The sequence below is a fragment of the Mucilaginibacter pocheonensis genome (genome assembly GCF_031456535.1).
In the GTDB taxonomy this organism is placed as follows: Bacteria; Bacteroidota; Bacteroidia; order Sphingobacteriales; family Sphingobacteriaceae; genus Mucilaginibacter; species Mucilaginibacter pocheonensis.
On sequence record NZ_JAVDUU010000003.1, the window covers coordinates 1,063,931 to 1,086,901 of the forward strand.

At 40.1% G+C, this 22,971-nt stretch carries 18 protein-coding genes; 11 read left to right on the plus strand and 7 right to left on the minus strand.

Going from position 1 to position 22,971, the window contains the following annotated elements; all coding sequences use genetic code 11:
- Positions 1–259: 259 nt before the first annotated feature.
- From J2W55_RS17840 to J2W55_RS17855, 4 genes are all read right to left on the minus strand, one after another.
- A complete protein-coding gene (locus tag J2W55_RS17840; RefSeq protein WP_310098693.1) occupies positions 260–499 on the minus strand; it encodes a hypothetical protein in 240 nt (79 codons plus the stop codon).
- Positions 500–675: 176 nt separating this feature from the next.
- On the minus strand, positions 676–1,086 hold the full coding sequence (locus tag J2W55_RS17845) for a serine hydrolase domain-containing protein (RefSeq protein WP_310098695.1): 411 nt from the start codon (positions 1,084–1,086) through the stop codon (positions 676–678).
- A gap of 218 nt (positions 1,087–1,304) precedes the next feature.
- Entirely contained in the window at positions 1,305–2,819 is a 1,515-nt protein-coding gene (locus J2W55_RS17850) for an alpha/beta hydrolase (RefSeq protein ID WP_310098697.1), read from the minus strand.
- A 641-nt stretch (positions 2,820–3,460) separates the two neighbouring features.
- On the minus strand, positions 3,461–4,798 hold the full coding sequence (locus tag J2W55_RS17855) for a serine hydrolase domain-containing protein (protein ID WP_310098699.1): 1,338 nt from the start codon (positions 4,796–4,798) through the stop codon (positions 3,461–3,463).
- A gap of 574 nt (positions 4,799–5,372) precedes the next feature.
- Between J2W55_RS17855 and J2W55_RS17860 the strand changes: the two genes are divergently transcribed.
- The 4 genes from J2W55_RS17860 to J2W55_RS17875 all read left to right on the plus strand — a co-directional run bounded on the left by J2W55_RS17860 (position 5,373) and on the right by J2W55_RS17875 (position 10,949).
- Positions 5,373–5,873 carry a hypothetical protein gene (locus J2W55_RS17860; RefSeq protein WP_310098701.1) on the plus strand — a complete coding sequence of 167 codons (501 nt, stop codon included), beginning with the start codon at positions 5,373–5,375 and terminating at the stop codon, positions 5,871–5,873.
- A gap of 252 nt (positions 5,874–6,125) precedes the next feature.
- Entirely contained in the window at positions 6,126–6,815 is a 690-nt protein-coding gene (locus tag J2W55_RS17865) for a hypothetical protein (protein WP_310098702.1), read from the plus strand.
- A complete protein-coding gene (locus tag J2W55_RS17870; protein ID WP_310098704.1) occupies positions 6,812–9,826 on the plus strand; it encodes an ABC transporter permease in 3,015 nt (1,004 codons plus the stop codon). Before J2W55_RS17865 ends, J2W55_RS17870 begins: the two co-directional genes overlap by 4 nt.
- Before the next feature lie 172 nt (positions 9,827–9,998).
- Positions 9,999–10,949, plus strand: coding sequence for a hypothetical protein (locus tag J2W55_RS17875; RefSeq protein ID WP_310098706.1), 951 nt, complete (start codon positions 9,999–10,001; stop codon positions 10,947–10,949).
- Positions 10,950–11,429: 480 nt separating this feature from the next.
- On the opposite strand, the gene J2W55_RS17880 is transcribed toward J2W55_RS17875, so the two are convergent.
- Positions 11,430–12,089 (minus strand): hypothetical protein, encoded by a 660-nt coding sequence (locus J2W55_RS17880; protein WP_310098708.1) that lies wholly within the window; start codon positions 12,087–12,089, stop codon positions 11,430–11,432.
- Between the two features lie 1,028 nt (positions 12,090–13,117).
- Between J2W55_RS17880 and J2W55_RS17885 the strand changes: the two genes are divergently transcribed.
- Positions 13,118–13,468, plus strand: coding sequence for an Arm DNA-binding domain-containing protein (locus J2W55_RS17885; protein ID WP_310098710.1), 351 nt, complete (start codon positions 13,118–13,120; stop codon positions 13,466–13,468).
- Positions 13,446–13,907, plus strand: coding sequence for a tyrosine-type recombinase/integrase (locus J2W55_RS17890; RefSeq protein WP_310098712.1), 462 nt, complete (start codon positions 13,446–13,448; stop codon positions 13,905–13,907). Before J2W55_RS17885 ends, J2W55_RS17890 begins: the two co-directional genes overlap by 23 nt.
- Positions 13,908–14,040: 133 nt before the next feature.
- On the opposite strand, the gene J2W55_RS17895 is transcribed toward J2W55_RS17890, so the two are convergent.
- Both J2W55_RS17895 and J2W55_RS17900 read right to left on the minus strand, forming a co-directional pair.
- Complete coding sequence (locus tag J2W55_RS17895; protein ID WP_310098714.1) at positions 14,041–16,365, minus strand: histidine kinase dimerization/phosphoacceptor domain -containing protein; 2,325 nt, start codon at positions 16,363–16,365, stop codon at positions 14,041–14,043.
- Between the two features lie 301 nt (positions 16,366–16,666).
- The gene (locus J2W55_RS17900; protein WP_310098716.1) at positions 16,667–17,164 is read right to left on the minus strand and encodes a thioredoxin family protein; all 498 of its coding nucleotides are present in this window, start codon (positions 17,162–17,164) and stop codon (positions 16,667–16,669) included.
- Positions 17,165–17,780: 616 nt separating this feature from the next.
- Between J2W55_RS17900 and J2W55_RS17905 the strand changes: the two genes are divergently transcribed.
- The 5 genes from J2W55_RS17905 (at position 17,781) to J2W55_RS17925 (ending at position 22,820) form a co-directional block, all read left to right on the plus strand.
- Positions 17,781–18,908: a proline iminopeptidase-family hydrolase gene (locus tag J2W55_RS17905; RefSeq protein ID WP_310098719.1), complete on the plus strand. Its 1,128-nt coding sequence runs from the start codon at positions 17,781–17,783 to the stop codon at positions 18,906–18,908.
- A 62-nt stretch (positions 18,909–18,970) separates the two neighbouring features.
- The gene (locus J2W55_RS17910) at positions 18,971–19,900 is read left to right on the plus strand and encodes an RNA polymerase sigma factor (RefSeq protein WP_310098721.1); all 930 of its coding nucleotides are present in this window, start codon (positions 18,971–18,973) and stop codon (positions 19,898–19,900) included.
- 54 nt (positions 19,901–19,954) lie between these two features.
- Positions 19,955–20,740 carry a sterol desaturase family protein gene (locus J2W55_RS17915; protein WP_310098723.1) on the plus strand — a complete coding sequence of 262 codons (786 nt, stop codon included), beginning with the start codon at positions 19,955–19,957 and terminating at the stop codon, positions 20,738–20,740.
- Between the two features lie 598 nt (positions 20,741–21,338).
- Positions 21,339–22,034 carry an alpha/beta hydrolase gene (locus tag J2W55_RS17920; RefSeq protein WP_310098725.1) on the plus strand — a complete coding sequence of 232 codons (696 nt, stop codon included), beginning with the start codon at positions 21,339–21,341 and terminating at the stop codon, positions 22,032–22,034.
- An 81-nt stretch (positions 22,035–22,115) separates the two neighbouring features.
- A complete protein-coding gene (locus J2W55_RS17925; protein WP_310098727.1) occupies positions 22,116–22,820 on the plus strand; it encodes an alpha/beta hydrolase in 705 nt (234 codons plus the stop codon).
- The last annotated feature ends 151 nt before the right edge of the window (positions 22,821–22,971 follow it).

Below are 22,971 nucleotides of genomic sequence, written 5' to 3' on the forward strand. Positions count from 1 at the left end.
TTGTCAGAAGTTTACCTCAGCCATGAGTGCATCCTCCATTTTTCAACAATTAATTATCCGGCTTAAAATAACTAATAAAAAGTAAAAAAGTAATATTGATTCTGAGCTTGTACAGCTTATTGGTATCGAAGTTATCTAACTTATTTTTTTGGAGGTTTCACATACCCATCTGTAAAGTCTAAACATAGCATTGTCGGGGGTGATTAAAGAGACCTATTTAACAGACCAGCTTTCTTTAAAACCTACATTTTGTTTATAGTTAAAATCGTTTTTCGAGATCGCTGCCGCTTTCACCTGACCCATGAAGAAACATCACCAAGTGATGCCGCTTTGCCGAATCCAGATCGTAGTCCTTGGGAAGATACAAAAGGTAAGGGATCGTGCGGATCATTTCCTGATGTGTTTGCATACCGCTTTTCTTCATTCCAGCAAGATGCTGTGCGGTCACAAACGTCCCATTTGCTAAAAGGATCAGAATATGTATCAATCGTTTTGTCATGGAATCAGGGTAAGAGTGTTGGGTGTTGTTGATGGAAACTGGTTGCCTGCTGGTATATTTTTGCCGCTTCAAGCATCTTTCCTTCGCCGAACAGTTGCCCATTGAAAGTTATGCTGGTGCGGTACCGAGGCCCGATCTTGCCGTTAGGAACTACGATCGTAAACCACTTGCTTTCTTCACGTGGTCAGCCTGCAACTGCTGGTAGTTGCTCTTTCCCACAGATTCGGAAAGATGCGGGTGATGCGGGAAGTATGATTAGTCAGGTCCCTGATCCTTATCGGCGTGGCCTGATGGACAAGGTTCGGGTAATCACCTTTCAGGTACTTACGGATATCATCGCCCAACGCTATTTTTTTGTCGATTACGGCTTGCGCCAGCAAAATCCCCGTAAAGCTTTTGGTCATGGAACCGATCTCATGAAGCGTCATTTTTGACGGTAAGCCGCTGTTTCCCGACCGGGTCTCACCGTAGTTGTAATATAACGCGTTTCCGTTTATAACGATGCCCAATGAAAGGCCTACAGCCCATTTATCTTTAAAATAGGCCCTAACCCGTTGGTCAACCAGGGAGTCCAGATGGCTTTTCAAAGGATTATCTGTCAGAAACCCAGTATGGAACGGCTGATTATTTTGCGCAAAGCAGTCGGTAGGGGTTAGAATATGATAAAAAAAAAGAATCGATAGTATAAAATAGTTTTTCATTGACATGATATTTGGCAGTAACGAAAAAGGTAAATTTCAGGAGGCGGTTTAAAAACCTTGCCATCGGCTATATGCGCCTTTGCTGCATGTATAGGCAATTCCAGTTATTCACCGTCAGTGCCTGGATACCCGAGGCGCTTTAAAAACTCTTTTCGCCATGCAAAGACGGACGGGGTATATGCAGGATGGTCAAAAATAAAGTGGCCGCCTTGTTCGAGCGTTTTCAGTTCAGGAGCGTTCCCGGCTGCTTTCATCAAGTCAACGAACTTCAACGCTGAGGGGTAAGGAACATTCTGATCCGCCATACTATGGATCAGCAAAGTTGGCGGCAAGTTTTTTCTGATCAACTCATTGGGCGAGATCCCTTTAACGAGGTCTTTATTTTTGAGGTCCTTCCTGATCCAGGCGGTCTTATCATCTGTAAGATCATACACACCAGAGTTGACCAAAAGTACATTTGGCACAGGGCTGAAATTCAGATGGTCGTTTTTTTCATTCCAGCCGCTAGCTAATGCCGTAGCCAGGACCAAATGCCCGCCCGCTGAATTACCTGTAGCCACGATCCGCCCGGTGTCTATACCAAGTTCATTGCCATGTTCCCTGAGCCAGCGGATCGCGGATCGGGCATCCATCACCGCTGCGAATGGCAGGGTGCCCTGGGATCCATAAATACGATACTCTACCGAACAGGCTACCCATCCTTTCGCTGCATATCTGCGACAGGCCTCAAAGTGCCAGGACGGTTGTCCTTCCGACCAACTGCCGCCGTGAAAGAAAACGATGACCGGTTTTTGATTAGTTGTTGTCCCGCCGCGATTATCAAAAACGTGGATGTCCAGGCCATAATTACCAATTCGCTTGTATTCCCGCACGAGGTGATCTTCCTGATCATGCCGCGCGTCACGGTATACCTGTTCCAGCTTTGATCTGAAAGCTGTATCCCCGCATTGTTCTTTGAACAGCTCATAAAGCTTCTCTGTATGCTTGAACCCGTTGTGCGTGATATGGTCCAGCAAAAGGTGGTATTGATGGAACGCTAAACATTGTCTGTTCTTGAAATACTTCGGCAGCAGGCTCCACATAGCATAAAGCCGCTTATTATAAAGTCCCTGATACCTGGATTTGTTGAGTTCCGAGTTGATCTTGTACCCCAGGAAACTTTGAATGAAGGGTTCCAGGTCTGAATTACCGAGCAAAGCAGGATCGTTAAAAACCGCCAGATCGCCCAGGACCTTTTTGTCGATCACAGGGTAGCTGCCCGGGCGCTGATTGGTATATATCTCATGATTGTTGGGATATTCGATCAGTATTTTATCAAAGTATAGCTTGATCTCGAATCGCTGGGCGGCTGCATAAGCAGGCTGCAGCAATGATTGATAGGTATCGAGCAGCGCATTAAAACTTTTGGCCGCAGAATCGATCTTCGCGGCAAAGGCCTTTTCGTCAAGCTGATGCAAGCGCACATAATTAGGATAAAACCTATCTGAAAATCTCCTGCCAAGGTTTTTTTGTGCCGTCAGGTAGCGCGTCTCTATCGAATCCTTTGGCATAATATCCTGCGCCTTTAATCCGGTTGTTAAGCCAAGTCCAAAAAGTAATAGCGCTGCTGATTTTTTCATTATGCGGTTTTGTTAAAGACGAAAGTTAATTGAAAATGTTGCAAGAACGGTCTGCTATTCCCGAAAAGCACCAGCGTGTCCCGGATACTTTTGGAAAATGTTGTCAACTGGTCCCCGGACTTTTGTACTGCATGCATCTTTTAATCCTCCGTTATTTCAGCGTTTCAAATTTAGAGGTGAGCTCTCTGCCTAGTCAGAGATATTTTCGTATTCAGTTGTTATACAGGTCTTGCTTACGCTGATGTAAAAAATCCAAAAAGATCAGATATCAAAACTGGTATAGATGGGAAGGAATGGATATTTATAAATCGTCAGAAAACGAATTCAACTTCTCACCTACCCTTATTAGCTCAGGCACATAAAATATTATCGCGGTATAGTGATCATAGTGGATATTCTGGGGCCATTGACCACCATATTCCGAAAAATGGCTGCAGGGCATTCCGTCACACTTTGAACATGCTAACTTACTTATTTTAAGATCTGAAAATTTCATTCAATTACACAACCCGTTGATCTAACTCGCACGGAATGGCATGGTCAAGCATGCCGTAATATCCACAATATCAGCTATTTTGTTTTGGGGGAATAAACAAATTTAAAAATGATCAGTTATCCATCCCGAACCCGAAATTTGATACCTAATCAATTTTGGTAAACAGGTAGGTGACTCCCCTTTGGATTAAAGTGAAGGTTTTTTTAGCGGGTTCAAATTGCAAATTAGCGTCAAGAGGCGCATAAACAAATTTATTGTCTCCCTTAGCTTCCAGTGGATATATGCTCTGGCCAATGACTTGCGCCAGCAGCGCGGCATTCTTTTTAATGATAACAATCTTCAGGGGCCATGTGGGGCTGGAATATTTACCGAGGTACTGATCCAGATCAGTCGTTTTTAGTGTAATCGTTTTAAACTCAGGGATGGTAAACGACTTGTTAAAATAAATGTTTAATGCACCCATAAACACATCAAAATACGAATATCGTGATCCATTGGAAGTATAAGCTATCGCTAACTTCTCTTGCGGGAAATACGTCAGTATACTGTAAAATCCATCGATAGTTCCGAGATGCCCATAACTTTTTTTGTCATAAAACGACATGGCAAACATGGCCATCCCGTAGTTGTCCCTCATAACTTTCATCAGCTCTAAGCTAGCCGGGCTAATGAGTTTGCCTTCAAAAAGCGCGTTTACAAATTTAACCAAATCAGTGGGCGTCGAAACAATACCACCAGCGCCGCCCGCTATACTCATATCCGTTTCGGGCATTTGTGCCCATTGCCCTGGGTAATTGTAGGAGTACGCTTCGTTTTTGACCGCATTGGTTTTGGTACCGTAATAAGTTTGTGCCAAGCCTATTTTTGAAGTGACGCGTTCTCTTAGGTCTTCTGCATAGGTTTTTCCCGTCAATTTTTCAATGATATAACCCAGCAGCACAAAGTTGGTATTACTGTATTCGGCCTTCGTATCCGGTTCAAAATCAGATTTCTGTCCGGCAAACATAGTGATCATTTCAGCCTCTGACCTAGGGCTGGTCATATAGGTGGTATAAAGCGAGTCGCCCACATAGTTATGAAGACCACTTCGGTGGCTAAGCATTTCTCTTATAGTAATCTTCCCGGCATTCGGTAGTTGTGGGAAATAACTGGCCAAAGGCGTGTCAAAACCAAGTTTGCCTTCATCAATCAGCTGAAAAATCATCGTTGCCGTAAACATCTTAGTGATAGAGCCTATCCGATATTTTGTTTCAATGGTGGCTGGTGTTTTTACACTTTTATTTTTATTTATCAGACTATAACCGATGGCATTTTGATAAACCAACACTCCGTTTGCGGATATGGCGATACTGCCCATGTTTTGATCTTTGGTATGCAGTGCGACAAAAAAGCTGTCTAACTTGGTTTTATTAAAAGATTGTGCCTGAGAGCAGCTTTGTAAAATAGGAAACAGCAAGAAAATGCAGACTATTTTTTGAACCATTGCATAAGTGTTTAGAAAATTAAAGATAGAATTTAATTACGTGATAAGTACCAAAACATAAGCGACTTCAAAAAATTGAACATTATCAGAACATCTATGATTTATTTGAAATATCACCAAAGCACTAGTCTTTACTCAGGAAGAAGAACTTTACATTCAATGGACCTATGATGCCTTAAATCTCAAAGCGGTCTTAGCCGACGAGCATATCTACACAAAAATTTAATAATTTATCAATTACGATAAAAATACCATAATTTGTTTTATTAACATTTCGCAAATGGTAAAAATTCACAATTTGCTTGAACCACATAAACGGTCAAAAGTCTGACTACTGCATATATAAACGATGATTTCAGCGTAAAAAGTAATTTTTAGAAATTCACAATTCGTTTGAACCGACTCACTTTTAAGCTAAATTTGTCGTTATCATTTCTAAATCAATGACTTAGATAAAAATTCATATCTAAAGAATGAAATAATTTGCCCGGAATATATCAAAATTATATTTTGTTAATTTAAATTAATTGGAATTATATTCCGTATATTTACCAATATCGAAATATAAATCTAAATGAAACCACTACACCGTCTCATTATTTTGCAGGTATTCTTATTAGTCCAGTTATCCGTATTTAGTTGTGGCCAGAACGAGCAGCACACAGCTATTAATATCAGTAAATTGAAAACTGGAAATAAGAAATATACGGCACTATTTAAAAAAGATAGTGCCAGCCTGACCCTTTCAATTAATTCTTACGGCAAGGCTACGGGCCATCTTCTTATAAGTTATTATGAAAGTGATCCAATGGCGGTTAGCAAATCTACAGATGGCAACATCGTTAACGGTACATTTAAAGGTGACACCCTATTTGCAGACTATAACTTTAAAAGTGACCGAAACGAAACAATCTGGTACTCCAATCCAATCGTACTGTTGCATAAAGGCGATACATTGATCATGGGATCGGGCAGGATATTGAGCTATTTAGGAAGAAACTATTTTGACCCTAATACTAATATCGATTTTAAAAGAAGCAGATTTCGTTTTGTTCCTGCAGAGGCGAAAAAATAAGTCATTTGAGGTTACGTGAAGTCAGGAATGGTTTGTCTTTATCACAATCACTTGCTTTGAAACATAACCTATCCACGGAGTGTCGTGTCGTCAACTATATAAGATAAAACAAATTAATTGGCTTTCAAATAACTAATCTTATAAAACTCTTTCCTTTTTGAACCTTGAAATTAGTAAATATAATTTATTCAACATAATTAGATAAACCAATAAGTTATAAGTTTGTAAGAGCGATTGAGTTTAATATTTCAAATGGATACATATACTTTCCATATCAATACCTATGATCTGGCTCTTTTTGGTACGATCTTTATCGCGCTCACTTTTATCCTGCTTTTATGGTTCACCAAAAAGATAAACCGAGCCGCAAACCGGCTTTTGGCCCTGGCAATGGTTACAATTGTTTTGTGGATAGGCCGGATATTGGGCATCGACATTGGTCTGTCAACTTACGTTACTAATTGGAGCCGGTTACCGCTGCAATTTTCGCTTGCTCTTGGGCCCCTTGTTTTCTTTTACGTGTTTAAAGTAACGCGGCCGGAATATAAATTCCGGTCTAAAGATCTGCTACATTTTAGTCCGTTGCTGCTGGAACTGGTCGTCCAGGCATTGGAAATTAGGGATAGCATAAATACAGGTGTGGCTACTTATAAAACGCCGGCTTTTCAGCAACTGAACCCCATATTGCAATTGCTGGCGTTTGTTTCGGTCACAATTTACCTTTACCTGGCGCACAGACAGATAGGAAGCTTTTACCGGGGGCTAAAATTTAATGGAGGCGACCGCTATCGGAACGAGTTGTTATGGTTGGATCGCTTGCTTACCGCATTCACTATGCTATGGTTACTATGGATACCATTTACAGCTGTTAACTATTTTTTTTACCATGGTAAATCAGGGAACAGTATTATTTTCCTTTGTACCTCCTTTTCATATCCTTGATCATTTGGATTGCTGTAAAGAGCCATTTAAAAGCAGAAATCTCTGAGAAAACTGATATAACCTTAAAGCCATTATTACCGGCAGATCTGAAGCAAAAAGGTTCCTGGTTAAAACTGCAAGTAAAAGAGAAAGGATACTACCGGGATGCAGAATTAAACCTGAGCTCTCTTGCTGAAAAACTTGGATTGCATACTCATGAAGTATCCCGAATTATTAATACAGTTTTCAAAAAAAGCTTCAACGATTTTATCAATGAATACCGTGTTCGCGAGGTTGCGCTCAAAATGCAGGACCCGTCCTATGATCATATCACGCTGCTTGGTCTTGCGTATGAGTCTGGCTTTAATTCACAAAGCAGCTTTCATCGTATTTTTAAGGAATTTACAGGCAAAACCCCTTTAGAATATAAAAACCACCTTCAAAAAGTTCTCCCATCTTATAACTTGAGAGGTTTTACCCAACCTGTGCCGCTATTATTGAGCCATGTAAACCCTTCGGGGTGGACACATGAAAAATCAACCGGCACCTTTATGACAAAAAACTTTTTTAAAATTGCATTCCGCGGATTTTGGAAACATAGGTTATTTACACTGATAAATATTATCGGTTTATCCATCGGTATAAGTGCTTTCCTGGCCATTCACTTTGTGGTACACTACGATTTCACGTTTGATAAATTTCACAAGGACAGTGACCGGATTTACCGCGTTGTTATGAACATGTCATTTCAGGGACATAAAAACTATTCAAGTGGAGTATTTGGCCCGTTGGCTGAGGCTATTAAAAGCCAGGCAACCGGGATTGAGGAAATTACGCCGCTGTATACACTGTCGCCTCATTTTGTATATATCGACAAAGATAAAAGTGCGCAAAAGCGTTTTAAAGACCCGGACAGGATAACCCTTGCCGATCAGCAATATTTTAAAATTTTTAATTATAAATGGCTTGCCGGCTCATTGCAACACGCCCTTGAGGCACCCAATCAGGTAGTATTAACGTCCCAGCAAGCCAGACTTTACTTCCCCTCGTTATCCTATCATGAAATGATTGGTAAAGTAGTTACCTATGATACCCTTAAGATAACCGTTAGCGGCATAGTTGAAACGTTTACCCGAAATACCGACTTTACCTTTCGTGATTTTATTTCATTTAGTACTGCCACAACTAATAAACATTTAGCCGCTGATCTGAATATAGACAATTGGAATAGAATTTCTTCAGCATCGGAGATTTTTATAAAACTGGTGCCTGGCGTTCCTGCACCTGGGGTTGTAAAACAGATCAATACGATTTACAGGAAACATCGTACGCCGCCAGCCAACACAAAAATGCCTGCCCCCATCATTGATCTGGCCCTGCAGCCATTGGATGATATTCACTTCAATCCCGACTATAATATTTTTTATTTTTCATCGCAGGCCAGCAAAACAACACTTTACGGATTATTGGCCAGCGCTATCTTTTTGTTATTGCTGGCATGTATAAATTATGTGAATTTAACCACCGCCCAAGCCGCCCAAAGGGCAAAAGAAATTGGAATACTCAAAACTTTGGGCAGCAGCCGGATGCAATTAATGGTACAGTTTTTAGGCGAAACATTTATTATAACAGGATTTGCGGTTTGCATATCGATGTTGCTTGCGCCAATTATTTTAAAAATGTTTGCCGATGTGATATCCCCTGATATTCATGCCAATATTCTACAACCGAACGTCCTGCTCTTCCTGCTGATGTTAACTATAGTGATTAGTATTTTGTCGGGTTTTTATCCCGCAATTGTATTATCGGGCTACAAGCCGGCATCGGTGTTAAAAAACCAGTTTCAGGACAATAGCAATAAAACACGGAACGCGTGGCTCCGTAAGGGGCTTACGGTTTCGCAGTTTGTTGTAGCCCAATTTTTTATAATGGCTACCATTTTAGTAAGCCAGCAGATTTATTACGCCCTACATAAAAACCTCGGGTTTAAAAAGGATGCTATCCTGGTCATTAATACCCCCTGGAATACCAGTAAGGTCAGCACCAACCAGGTACTGCTGAACGAATTCAGATCGATGCCGCAGGTTGCCCTTGTGGGTTTAGGTAATGACCCACCTTCGGCTGATGCATTTAACAGGACTCGAATTACTTATGACGATGGAAAAAAGCACATTACAACAGAAGAAATAATAGTTAAGTCTGGCGATGAAAACTACATCAAAATATACCAGCTAAAATTGCTTGCCGGCAGAAACATAACCGAAGCCGACACTGGGAAAGCCATTATCATTAATAATACTTACGCTAAATTATTAGGATTTAATAACCCGAATGATGCTATCGGAAAGCAGTTGAGCTGGTTTGCAATTAAGGGCCGGAATTTAAATATTATTGGCGTTGTTGCCGACTTTAATCAGCGGTCGTTGCATTCCACCATTTATCCATCAATCATAACATCGGGTAGTCCAATCCCCCGGCCAATGATGACGTTACATGTTAGTTTGAAACCTGAAACCGCAGGCGGTAACGAGTGGAAAACCGCCATTACAAATATGGGAAAAGCCTGGAAGAAGGCTTATCCCGACGATGATTTTGATTGCCATTTTTATGACGAAACGATAGCCCGGTTTTACGATCAGGAACAACACACATCAACCCTGCTCAGCTGGGCAACGGGTTTATCGATATTGATTAGTTGCCTGGGACTATTAGGCCTTGCCATTTACACCACCAATCAACGGACAAAGGAAATTGGCATACGCAAGGTATTTGGTGCAAGCGTTACTCAAATAGTAACCTTGCTATCAACCGAACTGATATCGCTTATTTTACTCGCGTTTGTTATAGTAACGCCGATTGCATGGTACGCTGTAAATAAATGGATGGAAAGCTTTGCCGACCACGTAGCCATTAGCTGGTGGGTATTCGTGATCAGCGGTGCAGGGATGCTGCTAACCGGGTTATTTACCTTAAGTTTCCGAACCATTAGGGCTGGTATGGCAAACCCGGTGAAGAGTTTGCGAAATGAATAAATTGGTAAGATAAGGGTAATCATGCTTACATGGCTTTTGTTAAAGGATATAATATTTTAAAATCCTAAAGATCAACCCTATCATAAACATGTAGTTCCTCAAAACATCCATCACGGGACCGGCTTCTCTATAGATCAAAAAATAATATTATATCTTATTTAAAACACTGTTCATGAAGCAAAATATAATAACCTTCGTGTTTACGCTATTATTGGTCTATGCCACTATAATTATTGGCTGCAGCAATAATAATCCTAATATAGTTAAGCATAATGGTGAAAAGGATCTGATCTCTTTTAAATCAATAGAAGGAATTAGCTACACTGAGATAAATCGTCGTCAAAAAAATGGCCTTTCATTTAGTGAATATGGTTACCAGTTAGAACCTCAGTGGAAAATAAATTTCGTTTCAGATGATTCGGTAAGTATATATAGCCCCGGTAACAAACGCTTTTTTAATTTTCCGCTCTCACGGGGTTATGACTCTGTTTTTAACACGGCCAGAACCTGGTTAAAAGTAAGAAAGATGAGTAAAGACAGCCTCGTGCTGGAAATACTTAAAGCCCAAGGTGATAGTGTCGACATTACAGGCGCTGGGATTTACATGACCTTTTACGCTGATAATTATGTAAAAAATGTACTCAGAAGTGATACAGCTATACTTAAACGTGTCAGTCGAAAAGACAGTTTGTTTATTAAATCATTAGCAGTCAAAGCTAACACAGACATAAAAAAGGCTTTTGCAGCAAGACAGCCGGTTGCGTTTATAAGCAAAAGTCCATCAGTAAAAGTAGAAAAATGGAAAGTCAAGGGAGATCTCTTTAATAATTTCGATACGTCTGATGATTACTTTAATCCAACGTTTAATATTACTATCAATAAAGCATACACAAATTTCTATTATTCATTTTCTGTGTATGTTGATGATAAGGGGCAAATGCATTATGGAGAACCCTTAATTGCTTTCTTGGGGGAATCACTTAGGCAAAATTATATTCATGAATCGCACGCTATTATGGATAGTTATTTAAAGGATTATTTGCAGGTAGTTCCAGGAAAAACTTTAGGCATGCCCCACACAAGCATAGTGAACATTCATGTTGAAGGGACTGCAAAGCCTTAAAATAAAGACTAACTTTTTCTTCAATCTCTCGAATAATGGTTGGATACAGCGATAAATAATAAAAGACATTATTTGTTTTAAACAAGATGACATAATTTATTTTAAACAATACATGATGCTCCCAGGTTTCAAAGTTCGAATGATTTTTTATAGTAAGGTTATTTATAATTGACATGATAATATTAGGAGTAACTTAAAACAATACACCTGAATTATATAATAATCAGATAATTACATAAAAAATACCACAATTTGTTTTATTAACATTTCGCAAATGGCAAAAATTCACAATTTGTTTGAACCACATAAACGGTCAAAAATCTGACTACTGCATATATAACGATGATTTCAGCCTAAAAAGCAATTTTTAGAAATTCACAATTTGTTTGAACCGACTCAATTAGTAATTAAACCAATCAAAGTCTGTATAATATTTCAAACCGTTTCTCCGCGTCTAAATTACGATGCCAAAATTTTGGATTAATCTAAATATCGAAATGCCCCCTCGAATGATGCCCGATAATCTGGAAAATGTTTTTTACCTTCCTCTGTATATAAATAAAAAAAGTACATAACGCCCCTTCTTTTCTTTGCTACACATAATACGTCCAGATACCTGTATTTACTTTGATAGTAATTTCGAAGATCTAAATTAACGGAATATGTTATGGCAGAATCTGCATTAAATGTTTTTTTCACCTTATCCTGGGGATAATATTTTACGAACTTTCTCCAATATTGAGCTGAGTCTTTTCCTAAGGATTCTTCAATATTACCTTTAATATTTGCTTCATGCATCCAGTCCAGGCTTTTAATCCGGTTAGGCGAAATTCTGGACATAAACACTGAATCGTCCTTTGTCAAGGGGCGATACAGTGTTGTAACGACTATGAGTTGCTGATTTGTTGATCTCAATTGACTATAAGCACAAGTTATGATCCGCTCCAATTTAGGGTAAGATTTAAAACACTCACTCCTCCTTAATTCATCGAAACCGGATGGTTTTTTGTATTCGAGCTTCATCGACTTCATGATGTCGATGGGATCTTTAACCACTAAAACCGGGGCATCCTGTGCGTAACAAGCAATTGACGATACCAATAGGTTTAGAACGACCCCAATCTTCTTAAGTACCGTCATTGATGTATTATAATAAGTTTTCTCAATTTCAAGGTATTAAATCATAAAAATCACGGATGAGAACCAACTGCCCCTACTCCATAAAGACCACTATAATCGTTGTTGTTTCTGGTACCAGTTTGTTGGGACTTCATAAGCGTAAGGATATAATTGAGCGTCGTTAAAAAAACCGGCGAACTGTTGATGAACATTATTGGTGGTTTGCAGCATTTGGAAAGGCTTAAAGGTTTGCGAGTTTAAATATCAACATATCTGCCGCCAAACGCAAATAAAAACTTGATTTTATACAATTTGATTTAAACCAAATACCTCCTACGCTTTATGATTTTTAACTAGGTTTATGGCCAACAAGCAACTTTGTAGTCATATATATCATGTAGGCATTTTCTGAAAGTTAAAAGTGCGTCAAAATCTTGATAAATATTTGCAAATCAGTTTCTTATTAAAATGCAGGATCCCGAACCTTTTAACAAAATTGTTCAACAAAGTATAGCGCTGAAAAAATTGAAAAGTTTTTGAAAAACATATAAATATAGCTATATTTGCATTAACAATTAGAGTAAACTTGCTATTTGCGTCATTCGTAGAGTAAGGAACTTTTTAAAATGCAACATACTGATAATCAACACATAAGAGCTTAGGTTCTGAACCCTAGCTCTCCGCTGAAAATATAAAGCCCTGTAAATCAAGCATTTACAGGGCTTTTTTAATTATATGCGTTGATATCGAACCTAACATTGAAAAAACGAAAACCCTCTAATTTCGCTAATTAGAGGGTTTTTGTTTTTAGATTTTGTTAGAGAACAGCAAAACTTGTATAAAATCCCAAAACTCATGAGCGTCTTTTGGAGCGTTTTTTAGCCCTAAAAATGACTCACCAAGCTCTATTTTACAAAGCAATAACTAATTAATAAAATGCTCCTCTTATCTCAATTAGTATCCCTTTATTGAGATCCAAAGAATGTAAAATACCTGTTCTTTTAATTCAATATAACCTTGACAGTTTTGCCGAAATTTAAAAAGAACACATGTTAGAAAAAAGCTTCGGTTTGCTTTACTATTTAAAGCAAACCAAAAATCAAAAAAATGAAAATAGATATATTTATCTACGCATCACGGTAGACGGAGAGCGTCGGGAAATATCAACCAAAAGACAATGGATATCCGATCAATGGAACGCACAATTAGGCAGGACAACCGGTATCAGCGAAGAAGCGAAAGAATTGCATTCTTATTTAGATTTGGTTTCTGTTAAGGTGTATCGGGCAAAAACCAAACTACTTGAAGACAATAAACCTGTAACTGCAGAAAATATAAAAGATGTACTCATTGGAAAAGATGAAAAAAAATTTCATCATGGAAGCATTTCAACTTCATAACAAACAAATGAAAGTTTTAGTGGGGCACCAGATCGCTCCGGCTACATTAACTCGTTATAAGACCGCATACGACCATGTAAGAAACTTTATTAGATGGAAGTATGTAAAAGACGACCTGGACGTAAAGGAATTGGATTATGACTTTATATCGCAGTTTGTATTCTGGCTTAAAACAGAAAGACATTGTCGTAACAATACGGCAATAAAATACCTAGGAAATTTCAAAAAAGTTGTCTTGGAATGTAAACAAAAAGGGCTGCTAACCAACGATCCATTTTTGGGCTTTAGAACAAAGCGAGATGAGGTTACCCCAGTTGTTTTAACCAAGGATGAGCTAACCAGAATAACGCATAAACAATTCGACACAGAAAAGCTCATTCATGTCCGTGATATATTTCTTTTTAGTTGTTATACCGGGTTAGCTTATAGTGATGTATAAGGAATGATACAGCTTCCCCAGTTACCAGGGAGCCGGTGATCTGGCAAATAGAACTTCTTGAAAGTGAATAACCCTCATAGCCTGAAAAAACGGTTCGGGCTATGAGGTTGTCATCCCGTTTACTAAAAGCCTGTTAATTCAAATCTAAATCCGGCAAATGACGCAAAGCCATATCCAAATTAATATCTTCCTGCTGCCGATCATTATTACACAGTATAACAATTCGTGTTCCCGAGGCATTTTTGAAGGTTATTTTTGCATCTATATCCTCACATAAACCCCGCATTAAACTCAATCCCATGCCGCTGTTTTTTTTAGTTTTCACCTGGTTGTCCATTCCTATTCCATTATCCGCGATCTCCAACCTGATTTGTCCCTTGTTCATTCCGAATGTTATATATACCTCACCATTATTTTTGTTTGGGAAGGCATATTTGAACGCATTAGTCACGGCTTCATTTACAATAAGAGCCAAGGGAAGCGCCAGAGAAACATCTATTATTAACTCTTCGACACTGATCCTGATATTTAACTGAGAAGACCCGTGAAAACTATCTTTGATGTGTTCTACCAACTGTGGTAAAAACAGGCTCATATTGATCGATTTCAGTTTTGACGATTCGATCAGTTTATCATGTATCAGTGACATTGCATAAATGCGGTGACGACTGGTATTTACAGCATTGAAGGCTTCCCCTTCAAGCGTTGCCGCCTGATTTTCCAACAACAGCATCACCGACTGCAGGTTGTTTTTCACCCGGTGATTAACCTCTTTGAATAACAGGTCCTTTTCAGATAATAATTCGTCCTTGTCTTTTAAGAGTTCGTTCTTATCCGATATCAGCTGTTGGAGGGCAATATTTTTATGGTTGATCTCCTCCTTTTGAAGCGTAAGCAAAGCATTGCTGCGCTGCTTCAATCTGTAACGGCTATAGATCAGGCCGGTGATTATCAAAAGCATCACAGACCCAAAAATAGTTGCCTTCTGAATAAGCTGGTTGCGCTTCAACCTGATCGCCTTTACCTGTGCATCCATGGTAAGCGAGTCGATATGCCTGTTCTTTTCCAATGCTTCATTTTCCATATCCAGCAGGAATATCTGGTAGGCTTTTACTTTATTATAGGCCGAATCTCTGATCTCCTGGTCTTTAAAGAACGTCCCAATGTCGGATCTCGAACGTCGATCCAGTTTAACGAGCGTATAGTACCGGTCATCGGCCGCTGTAATTCCTTCTACATATTTTAACTGGTGTGCCAGTGCAGCATATAGATCTGTATAATGGAAAGCCTGTTTCACCTGGTTTGTCTCGGCATAATAATAGGCGAGCGCATTATAGGCGTCCATGGTCACTGCGGGGTTATTTGGCGGAATTAAGGGCAGCAGTTTTTTTAGATCCTGCACATACTGACCAGCCTGCGAAAATTGTTTTGCATAGACCAGGTTATTCGAAAAATCCACGTTTACAGACAGTTTATCAAAATCAGTGCTGGCCTCTTTTTTCAATTCATTCAGTATGCCTAATGCTTTGGAAAGCCGGTTAGTGTGTGTATATGCAAAAGCAAGTGCCGATGATGCCATCTTGACGCACCACGTTTCTTTGTAACGTTTTGCCATTTTCAATACCTCTATGGAATAAGGAATAGCCCGGTCGTAGTCTCCAGCTTTTATATAGGTGGAAGCAATCAAATGCTGTATATAAACGACCTGCATGGTGGTATCGTTGACCTCTTTAGCCGTTTTTACTGCTAAAAGATCGTACTTTAAAGCATTGGTATAATCACCTATACCCATTGATATCCTGCCGATATTCCAGTAGATCCCTTCAACAGTCCTGCGACTTACACCTTTTCCCAGATTTAAAGCCTCGAAAAGCATTTTCAGCCCTTCCGTCGTTCGTCCAGCCTGAGACAGCAGGTCTGCGTTTTGTGTCAGCAAAAAGGAAAGCCACTGGATATTTTTGTTTTTCCTGAATATCACAATCGCTTTGTTCAGGTACATTATCCTGTTCCGGAGAGAGACAGGATCAGAAGTTGGGTAGTACTGCGCTATCAAATGATTTGACCTGGCCTCGCCGTCACTGTTGTGGTGGAAATTAGAAAAGGCGAGTGCTTTTTGCGCGATCGCTAAGCCTTCTACCCGGTGACCTCGGGCATAAAAAGTTTCTGCATTAAGCAGCATAGCATTGATTATTCCAAACTGATAGTTCAGCTTACCACTCAGCACGGCTGCCTGAGCAGAAAATGTTTTCGCTGAATCAATGTCTTTTTCTCCTCTAATTGCCTTTGCAAGCATTAAATGTCCTAAGGCGAGTTGTAAGTTAACTCTATTCGTATCGTTCTTACTTATTGCGAGTTTTTGCCTCAATACGGGCAAGGGCAATTCATCAAGGTTGCTTGTTTGTGCAAGTGATGATTTAACGAAGAATAGCAGAAGTATAAACAGTTGGAACTTTTTCATGAAGGTATTTGTAACAAATGTTCATCAACAGCATAAATCTATAGATGAAAATACGCATAAATAATGAATATCTGTTTTTTTAAAAATTTGGCGATTAGGTACCTGCCATTGTGGTGCGATGCCGGTAAAAACATTACAGAGCGATGAAAAGTGCATTGAACACCGCCACTAAAGAACTTAAAATAGGTTAAGCATTTATTGTGAATTTCTGTACACCTTTAAAACGGTCATCCGCGAAATCATTTAAGGTAGTGCATATGCATTCATAAAACTGCCCTAAACCGATAATCTAATGCTTAACTTATTTAACAGCGTAAGTTTTTGGATCAATGGCCATCGGCGACCATTTTTTCAAAAAATACATCACCTTGACCTTGCTAAATCCGTTGTCATCTTCGACGTAAAGAGGAGATATGGTATTCAACCGGTTGCCTTTATCATCAAGCACTACAAATACCGGGTAACCAAAACGTTGCGGGTATCCTAAGCTGGCCAAAATAGCTTCGTTTTTATTTTCCGGACTCCAGTTCACGTGCAGTACGACATAGTTGTCAGTCATGTATTTATTTAAATCAAGATCGGTAGTAACCAGGTCATTGAAAATTATACACCATTTACACCAGTTACCGCCAATTTGCAGCAGCACATTCTTATGGTACTTAGCCGCTTTTTTAACCGCCGCATTTATTGTGGCTCGGGCATCGGCAGCAGGGTTGTAAAGTTTTACACTGTCTTTAGTTTGCGCATTGGCACCAATGGCATATGCGGCCAGCATCATTATAAAAATAGATTTTTTCATCGCTAGATGTTTTGGTTATTTAGTGTTTACTTATTTAATGTTTTTATTAAAAATGCTTTAAGGTCTGCACTTATTATATTCTTGGCAGCTATAATACCCTACGGGTCTATGCTATAAAAACTGAAGAAATTAATAATCTGGAGTAAAGCATTTATAGGTGTTAGGTGAAAAAATTAAAAAATAGCAGGTCTGAATAGTTAGTTCGCTTACATCGGTCCAAATAGAGGCTGGAGCGGAAAGAAATGTTTGATAAGGCAGGTGGCGATATGCACGGCGGCATGGTCAGGGGGTGCGCGGTGATCAATGAAGAAGTCATAAATGTTTTTATTAACAGATGCAGAACTTTATTAAAAGTTCGGGCTGGGATAATAAATAGTCCAAAGTTTTGATAGGTGGAAAGAGGCCGGGCAGCCGATAACTGAATTTGAGCGTAAAGTGCATATATGCTTAGCCTGATAGAATACCCCATATTGGTATTTTAAGCCTTAAAAAAGTGACGTTCGTCCAAACGTTACATCTAATCGTCCATTTACATTCCCCAAGACGAAAAGTACCTTTACCGCCAAAAAAACAACGAAAAGACAGGCCTTATATATAGCCATTAAATCACCAATCTATGTTAAAATCTACAACCCGCTTTAAAAATGCATTGCCCGGACTGCGCCCGAACCCGGTGACAAAAATGCCAAGAAAATTCAACGGTAAATTAAAAAGCATGCTTTCAGTCACCGTCTTTAGTGCTTTGCTGATGGCCTTATCCTCTTGCGGTCCCCAACAGGTTAGCGTTGCGCAAGCGCAGTACTTTAGCACCGACACCGGGCTGCAAACGGGCGGTATTAAGATCATACCAATTAAAACGACGAAAGGCAGCTTCAGGGTCTGGACTAAAAGGATTGGCAATAACCCTAAAATCAAAGTGCTGCTGCTATCCGGAGGTCCAGGGGCGAGTCACGAATACTTGGAGTGCTTCGAAAGTTTTTTCCCGAATGAAGGCATCGAATTTATCTATTATGACCAGTTGGGCACCGGTAATTCAGAAGTGCCGAAAGACACCTCTGTGTATGATCTGAACAGATGTGTTGACGAAGTGGAACAGGTCCGGAAGGCACTTGATTTAAACAAGGACAACTTTTTCCTTTACGGCCACTCCTGGGGAGGGATCGTAGCTATTGAATACGCCCTCAAATACCAGCAGAACTTAAAGGCACTGATCATTTCTGACATGATGTCAAGCGCGTCTGACTACAACAAATATGCGAAAGACGTGCTGGCCAATCAAATTGACCCAAAAGTATTGTCCGAGATAAGGGAAATTGAATCCAAGGGAGATTTTTCCAATCCCCGTTACATGGAATTATTAATGCCGAATTTTTATGCAAAGCACATTTGCAGGTTGTCTGAATGGCCGGAACCGTTAACCCGTTCTTTCAATAAGCTTAATCAAACGTTTTATACCATGATGCAGGGACCAAGTGAATTCGGGCTTAGTGGTAAGCTATCCAATTGGGAGAGGAAAGGCTATCTGTCCCAAATTACAGTACCGACACTCACGATTGGGGCACGGTATGATACGATGGATCCCGAACATATGAAGTGGATGGCATCACAGGTAAAAAGCGGCTCTTACCTCTATTGTCCCAATGGCAGCCACATGTGTTTTTACGATGATCAGAAGAACTATTTCCAAGGTTTAAATAAATTTATTAAAGGAATAGCCGCCGGAGAGCAAACCGTAAAACTATAATTTACTTCGCGATATAATGAATACCCAGATAAATCGGCCGAGTCACTATACAAACTACTTCAATGAAAAGTAAAGGGAATGTTCAGCGAGAAGAAACTCATTTAAATATTAACTTTTTGTTTCAAAAATTTAATCCTTTAGTTCAGGCACTGGCGCTAAAACTCTGCGACAATACAGCGGAAGCAGAGGATGCAGTTCAGGATGCCTGGATCACCGTATTTACGCATAGCCATCAGTTAAGGCATGCAGATTCATTTTTACCCTGGCTAAAGCGTATTGTGATCAATTCATGCCACCAGTTAACGCGGAAAGGAAAACGCATGGTTTTCGTTGAAGAATTGCCGGACAGCGATAAAATGATTGAAAATAGCGTTGAATTAAAATTTGAAAAGAACGGCAACCGGGATGCATTATATAGCATCTTGGCTGAGCTGCCTCTCCAGTTAAGAGAAACGGTAATGCTGCGATACCTCACCGGTTATAACTCTTATGATCAGATTGCTGCTATTACCGGTGTGCCGGTCGGGACGGTGCGTAGCAGGCTTAGTGACAGCAAAAGGAAGTTATCAAAATTATGGCAACGATCTGATGATCTGGATTCCACCGCATTCGAACTCAATCAATATTGGAACAGGTACTATCACGAAGTCTGTCCCGGCGCCTACACAGATAAAAATCTGTTGGCCGATCTTTATGCTCATATAGCCAGGGATTTAAAGCTCGTTTTTACCAGCGGAAAGACAGTTGTCGGCCGCAGCGTTTTCAAATGGGGTGTCGAAGACGACCTGGAGCATGGCAGTTCCATCAAAACCGTTGATGTTTGCAGTACGAGCGGAGATCTGAGTGTACTTAAAGTCTCGTTTTCCAATAGTCATGATTTTCCTGACCATTGTCCGCCGAACTCCTATATGACATTTTTACGTAAGGAAAATGAATTATCAGAAATTAGGTTATATCATACTGAACGGGAGATTAAGAGTGAACTCTGTTAAAATATCTTCCTGTCCGAACTTTTATGCGACGGCCTGCATCTTAAACTAAAACTTATGATTGATCTATTAGCCAATTTGCAGCCCATCGTGCTGATTATTATGCTTATTCTAATGTACTGCATTGAAAATATGCATCCCTATTTAGTCCCTGCACCAAACAAAAAGAAGCATTACGCAAGAAATTTTACAATTTCGCTCGTTTCGCTCCTTTTAAATGCCGTTCTCGGGACTTTAGTGGTTATGATCGTTGAACTCACGGCGAAAAATCATTGGGGGTTATTAAACCAAATACATCTTCCTTTGACCGTCCAACTGCTTTCCGGCATATTGCTGTTTGACCTCGGCAGTTACCTGACACATAATTTACAACATAAAATACCGTTTCTATGGCGTTTCCATCGTATTCATCATTCGGATAATCATCTGAACGTTTCATCTTCCCTGAGGTTTCATCCCGTTGATGTCATCGTCTCCCAGTTTATCTATCAGTGCATAGGTGTTATATTGATCGGTTTGCCCATCACCGCCTTCGTTATTTACGGATCGATCGCCGTTCCGTTACTCATTATGCAACATAGTAATGTTCGGTTTCCAAGAAAACTTGAGCGATTTGCAAATTTAATTTTTGCCACACCTGGCTGGCATAAGATTCACCATTCGTCTGAACAAAAAGAGACGGATTCCCACTACGGGGATGTATTTACTTTCTGGGACCGCATCTTTGGGACATGGGGTAAAAAACAACCGCATGAAATCGAATATGGCCTTACAGAGTTCAACGAGGACATACATCACCGGGTAGGTCATCTCATGGTCTCACCTTTTAAAAAAAGCACGTGAATGTTCCTTAGTAAAAGCAATCAGTATTTGCTTATATTCATTTTAAAGAAGAGCGTTTTACCCAATCTAACATATTGCGCTGGAAAATGCCCTTATATGAAATGCAATATGCGTTATAAATAGCATTTTTTATTTTGACTGCCCGGATTTTCCGGAGCAGTCATTATTTTAAATCGAGTTTCGATATTAGTTTCAGGATTCATCCTCTCCTGCGGAAAACCGCCGGTACCCACATCCGCCTCCGTTATGGTTAGCAATAAAACAGTTCTTTCTTCACCTCGCACAATAACAATAATCCGGGCCGGAGAACAGCAAAATCCCTTTTTTGCGATCTGCCATAGTTGTGTATCAATCCTTCCCGGCCACCTTTATCCCAAATTTTTAAGATTATTTCCCCTGCGATAGATGATCCTATTTTGTTTATATATCATCAATTTTATAAATTCTTTTCGACATACGACTTTGTTTCAAATCGCTAAATGAGCCTAATTATCTGATTTATTGAACGTTGCGACATTGGCATCATCCGTGCATAAAAGGGATGAACCGCTACAGAGCGGGGTATTGTAACTACATCCATTAATTAATAAAACGATGAATGAAAACACCAATTAAAAACGTAGTCCTTGTTCATGGTGCATTTGCAGACGGCTCAGGCTATGAAGCATTGTATCATGTCCTTACTGCTAAAGGCTTTAACGTCCTTGTGGTACAAAACCCTTTAAGTTCACTGGAAGCGGATGTCAACCAAACAAACATTGTATTGGACCGGATCGGAGGTCCTGCAGTGCTTGTGGGACACTCATGGGGAGGGGCAGTTATCACCGAGGCGGGCAATCATCGTAATGCTGCAGCATTAGTATACGTAGCCGCCTTACAACCAGATAACGGCCAATCAGCGCTGGATTGCATTACATCGCTTCCGCCTTCAAAAGAAAACGGCATTTCGCCTCCTGACGACAACGGTATTGTTTACAACGCCAAGGAAAAATTCCACGCCGGTTTTTGCGCTGACATAGATGCCAAGAAAGCAGCATTCATGTGGGCTTCACAAGGCGCGTTTTACGCAAGTGCATTTGCAACCCCGATCACCAATGCGGCCTGGCGAAATAAACCATGCTGGGGATGCGTAGCTATTGACGATAAAACCATCAATCCAGATATCCAACGCAACATGTATAGCAGGTCTAATACAAAAATTACAGAAATCAAAGGCAGTCATGTGATCTTCATGTCGCAGCCCGAATTGGTGGCCGAAGTCATCATTGATGCAGCCGAAAGCGTTGCTAAATAATTAATCCTATACAACAATCCATGTCTCGGGAAGCTAAATTCTTTAGGGCATACCATATTCATTTATTAAAAATTAAACAATATGAACACACCAAAAAAACCTTCAATCGTATTCTGCCACGGCATTTGGGCAGACGCTTCATGCTTCAGCAAGGTAATTCCAGGGTTAATTGCCGCAGGCCATGAAGTAATCTCGGTTCAGTATGGACTGACCTCCTTTGAACACGATGTTGCAGCAATCAAACGTACAATCAGCCGGGTAAGCAGCCCTGTAATCCTTGTCGGCCACTCGTATGGTGGCGCTACAATCACAGCTGCCGGAACTGATGAGCGTGTCGCCGGACTCGTGTACATTGCCGCGGTAGCGCCTGCTGTCGGGGAAACGGTTAATGATCAACTCAATAAATTCCCTTCAGATATCTTTGGTCGTATTGAAGTTGCAGACGGCCGTGTCTGGATGCTTCCATCTGCAACCGAGTTCTTTGCCGGTGACCTTTCTGAGGAAGAACAAAAAGTGGTATGGGCTACACATTATGCACCCGACGTTGATCTGTTTAACCAGCAAAAAATAACAAGTACTTCCTGGGATACTAAACCGAGCTGGTATATTTTATGTACAGAAGACCACACGGTACACCCCGATCTGCAGCGTTGGGTTTCCAAGCGCATGGGAGCAACAGTGACCGAGTTAAAAAGCAGTCATGTGCCTATGCTCTCAAACCCCCAGGTTGTTATAGATGTCATCTGTCAGGCGGTATCATCCTGTCATGCAGTATCAGCTGTTTAGAAAATTATTCCATTCATAGCAATAGAGACCGCTGAAGGCGGTCTCTATTGCTATTTTAAGCGCAACCTGATAAAGTAATTATTATTCTTTATTACATTCTTTTGCAGCTTGAATTGGTGGCAATTGTGATCGTAACAGCAGCTGAAGCGGT